We start from the raw sequence: 2,751 nt of genomic DNA, 5'->3' as shown, positions 1-2,751 counted from the left end.
GACGTCGCTATGCACGTCTCTTAGCCGATCACCCCACGCTCAGGCAGGCGGTGGAAATCGGGCGGTTACCACCTTGGGAAAGAAGGGCTGCATGCGTCGCATCTGCTCCGCGCTCAGCCAAAAGTATCTTGTATTGCTCTGGCTCATGGCCAGTGTGAATCAGTCAACACGCTGGCGTGCAAGCAAGATTTATAGGGACTGACCCTAAAGTCCGCCGTATGTTAATCATGTATCAGAGTCCATTCATGCCGCTGCAGTGAATGATCGAAAATCCCAAAAGCTGCCGCAGCTCACAGCCAGCTTTCAGCGATGTTCCCCAGCGGCTTCTGCAGCACGGACATAGGCATAAAGCGTCGGCTTGGAGATGCCGAGCATCGTGCAGATCCGGGCGATGGGTGTTTTCTTCTCCTGATAAAGTCGGACGGCCAAGTCACGCTTGTCCTTGTCGAGCACCTGGGGACGCCCGCCCCTGCGGCCGCGGGCACGCGCAGCCGTCAGACCAGCTTGGGTACGTTCCCGGATTAGGTTGCGCTCAAACTCTGCCAAGGCTCCAAACAGATGGAAGGTAAGCTTGCCCGAGGTCGTATTGGTATCGATCGACTCTTGCAGGCTCAACAACCCAACCTTCTGCTCTTCAAGCCAGGTCATCCAGCCGATGAGATCGCGCAACGACCGGCCGAGACGGTCGAGCCGCCAGACCACCAGGGTGTCACCGGCACGCAGTTGCTCTTTGACCTTTTCGAGCCCGGGCCGGGAAGCCACTGCCCCGGATGCTGTATCGGCAATGACCCTTTCGCAGCCCGCCGCTAGGAGGGCATCCCTCTGGAGATCCAGGTTCTGTTCGATGGTGGAGACCCGCGCGTAACCGATCTTCATGGTTAAAGACCAAGTTTAGTAAGAAAACTCGTCATCACCGGGAATAAACTACCTTAGTTTTTCTTACCGAATAGATTTACTCGGAACTAGTATGTTCTGCAACGAAGAGGATGGCTGCAGCCAGGGGAAAGAAAACCTCCGTTTTCTTTACTCTGCTTTCCGCGCAACATCCGCCCTGCAATGGTATGAAAGGAGAGTCAGGAAAGTCAGTTGCGTTCTAGGGCGCGTATTGACGAGTCCTTGGCGGACGGTCACCGGGCTTAGCGATGTGCCCCATAACATCCCTGGGCAAGATCGAGCGGCGCGTTGAAATGGGCGGATGGTTGTGGTTCGCCGGCAATCCCTGCCGAAGCGGTATTATGGTTGAGGTGTTGAACTGTGTCTTCGTCTCCATCGTTCACTCCTTCCAATCTGGCGAAGGATGATGCCGGCGGCGGCTGGATTTGCCGCCACCAGCACCTGACATGCGTCAACTCTTGATGGCGATGCGCTTGACCTGCGACTGGTCCTGCTCGCTCTTGGGCAGGCTCACCGTCAGGACCCCGTTTCGGAACTGCGCATCGACCTTGTCTTCCTGGACCTCGCAGCCGAGCGGGATGCGCCGTTCGAAACGGCCATAGAAGCGTTCAGAGAACTGCTTGTCCTTGTCCTCGGTCTCGGAACGTTTCTCGCCCTTCAGCGTCAATACGCCGTCACCAAGCAGCACTTCGACGTCTTTTTCTTCGAGACCGGGAACCTCGGCAGTCACCCTGATCTCTTTCTCATCATCGGAGATCTCGACACTCGGCCAGCTCCCTGCAAACGTCATCCCGTTGAATGACGGCAAATCTGATCCGAAGCCGCGGAAGACATCGTCGAAGAGCCGGTTGACCTCGCGATGCAGCGACAAGAACGGATCACGGGCGCTGTCGTGGAAGACACCGGGAACCTGCTGGGCATTGCCCCTGCCCCAAGGGATCAGATCACGGACACTCATGGTTCGTCTCCTTTCACTTGTCCGGTTGAACATGCATCACCAGGGGCGCCGGACAGCCCGTCCGGCGCCCGCGTGACATCAGTTCGGGAGATCAGGCGGCCTGCTCGGCCTCGATCTGCTTCGTCTCGGGCTTGGGCAGCGCCTCGCCTGCAGCAATCTCGATCCGGCGCGGCTTCATTCCCTCGGGGATCTCTCTCCGCAGATCGATCGTCAGCATTCCGTCAGCAAGGCTGGCACCCACGACCTTCACATGATCGGCGAGTTCGAAACGCCGCTGGAAATCGCGCCCGGCGATGCCGCGATGCAGATACTGGCCGCCGTCCTCGCCAGCCTTCTGGCCGGAGACCATCAGCATGTTCCGCTCTTGGGTGATGGTCAGATCGTCTTGGCTGAAGCCCGCCACCGCCATAGTGATGCGGTAGTCGTTCTCGTCCAGCTTGGCGATGTCATAAGGTGGCCAGTTGTCGATCGTCTCAACCCGGCTGGCCGCTTCGAGCGCGTGAAGCATTCGGTCGAAGCCGACGCTCGACCTGAACAGGGGAGTAAAGTCGAAAGTGGTTCTCATAGCCACATCCTCTTTTGAGCAACATGGAAACAAGGGTTTCTACCGCCGGATTTAGCATCCGCCCGGCAGGCTGACCCCTTTTGGGCGTCTGGCAGAAGCCGATTTAGTTCAGCGGCTTAGGAGTTCAAGAGGACGAAATCTTCAAACGGTTGTGAGGCGACCTCTCTCATTCCGCTGTCTGCTCCATCTATTTTCCAATAGCTGCCGCTTGGCGTTGACCACGCCACGACACAAGGAGAGTGGACGGACTGTCCGTTGAGCCATCCAGACCGTGTGAAAACACCTGTAGGATTCCCTGACATCCATGCGGGTGATATGCTCAGTCATGGCACAT

At 57.7% G+C, this 2,751-nt stretch carries 3 protein-coding genes; all 3 read right to left on the bottom strand.

Going from position 1 to position 2,751, the window contains the following annotated elements; translation table 11 throughout:
* Window positions 1-303: 303 nt before the first annotated feature.
* Window positions 304-876, bottom strand: coding sequence for a recombinase family protein (locus GIY56_RS18225; RefSeq protein WP_154766247.1), 573 nt, complete (start codon window positions 874-876; stop codon window positions 304-306).
* 469 nt (window positions 877-1,345) lie between these two features.
* The gene (locus GIY56_RS18220; RefSeq protein ID WP_080623108.1) at window positions 1,346-1,852 is read right to left on the bottom strand and encodes an Hsp20/alpha crystallin family protein; all 507 of its coding nucleotides are present in this window, start codon (window positions 1,850-1,852) and stop codon (window positions 1,346-1,348) included.
* Between the two features lie 91 nt (window positions 1,853-1,943).
* Window positions 1,944-2,417, bottom strand: coding sequence for an Hsp20 family protein (locus GIY56_RS18215; protein WP_080623107.1), 474 nt, complete (start codon window positions 2,415-2,417; stop codon window positions 1,944-1,946).
* Window positions 2,418-2,751: the final 334 nt, after the last annotated feature.

The organism is Paracoccus lichenicola, from assembly GCF_009708075.1.
In the GTDB taxonomy this organism is placed as follows: Bacteria; Pseudomonadota; Alphaproteobacteria; order Rhodobacterales; family Rhodobacteraceae; genus Paracoccus; species Paracoccus lichenicola.
The sequence above is the reverse complement of the archived record's forward strand: the minus strand, read 5'-3'. Positions and strand labels throughout refer to the sequence as shown.

Bases quoted from the DNA above. Each gene is read 5' to 3' on its own strand.
- GIY56_RS18225 (WP_154766247.1), bottom strand. From the start codon at position 876: ATGAAGATCGGTTACGCGCGGGTCTCCACCATCGAACAGAACCTGGAT.
- GIY56_RS18220 (WP_080623108.1), bottom strand. From the start codon at position 1,852: ATGAGTGTCCGTGATCTGATCCCTTGGGGCAGGGGCAATGCCCAGCAG.
- GIY56_RS18215 (WP_080623107.1), bottom strand. From the start codon at position 2,417: ATGAGAACCACTTTCGACTTTACTCCCCTGTTCAGGTCGAGCGTCGGC.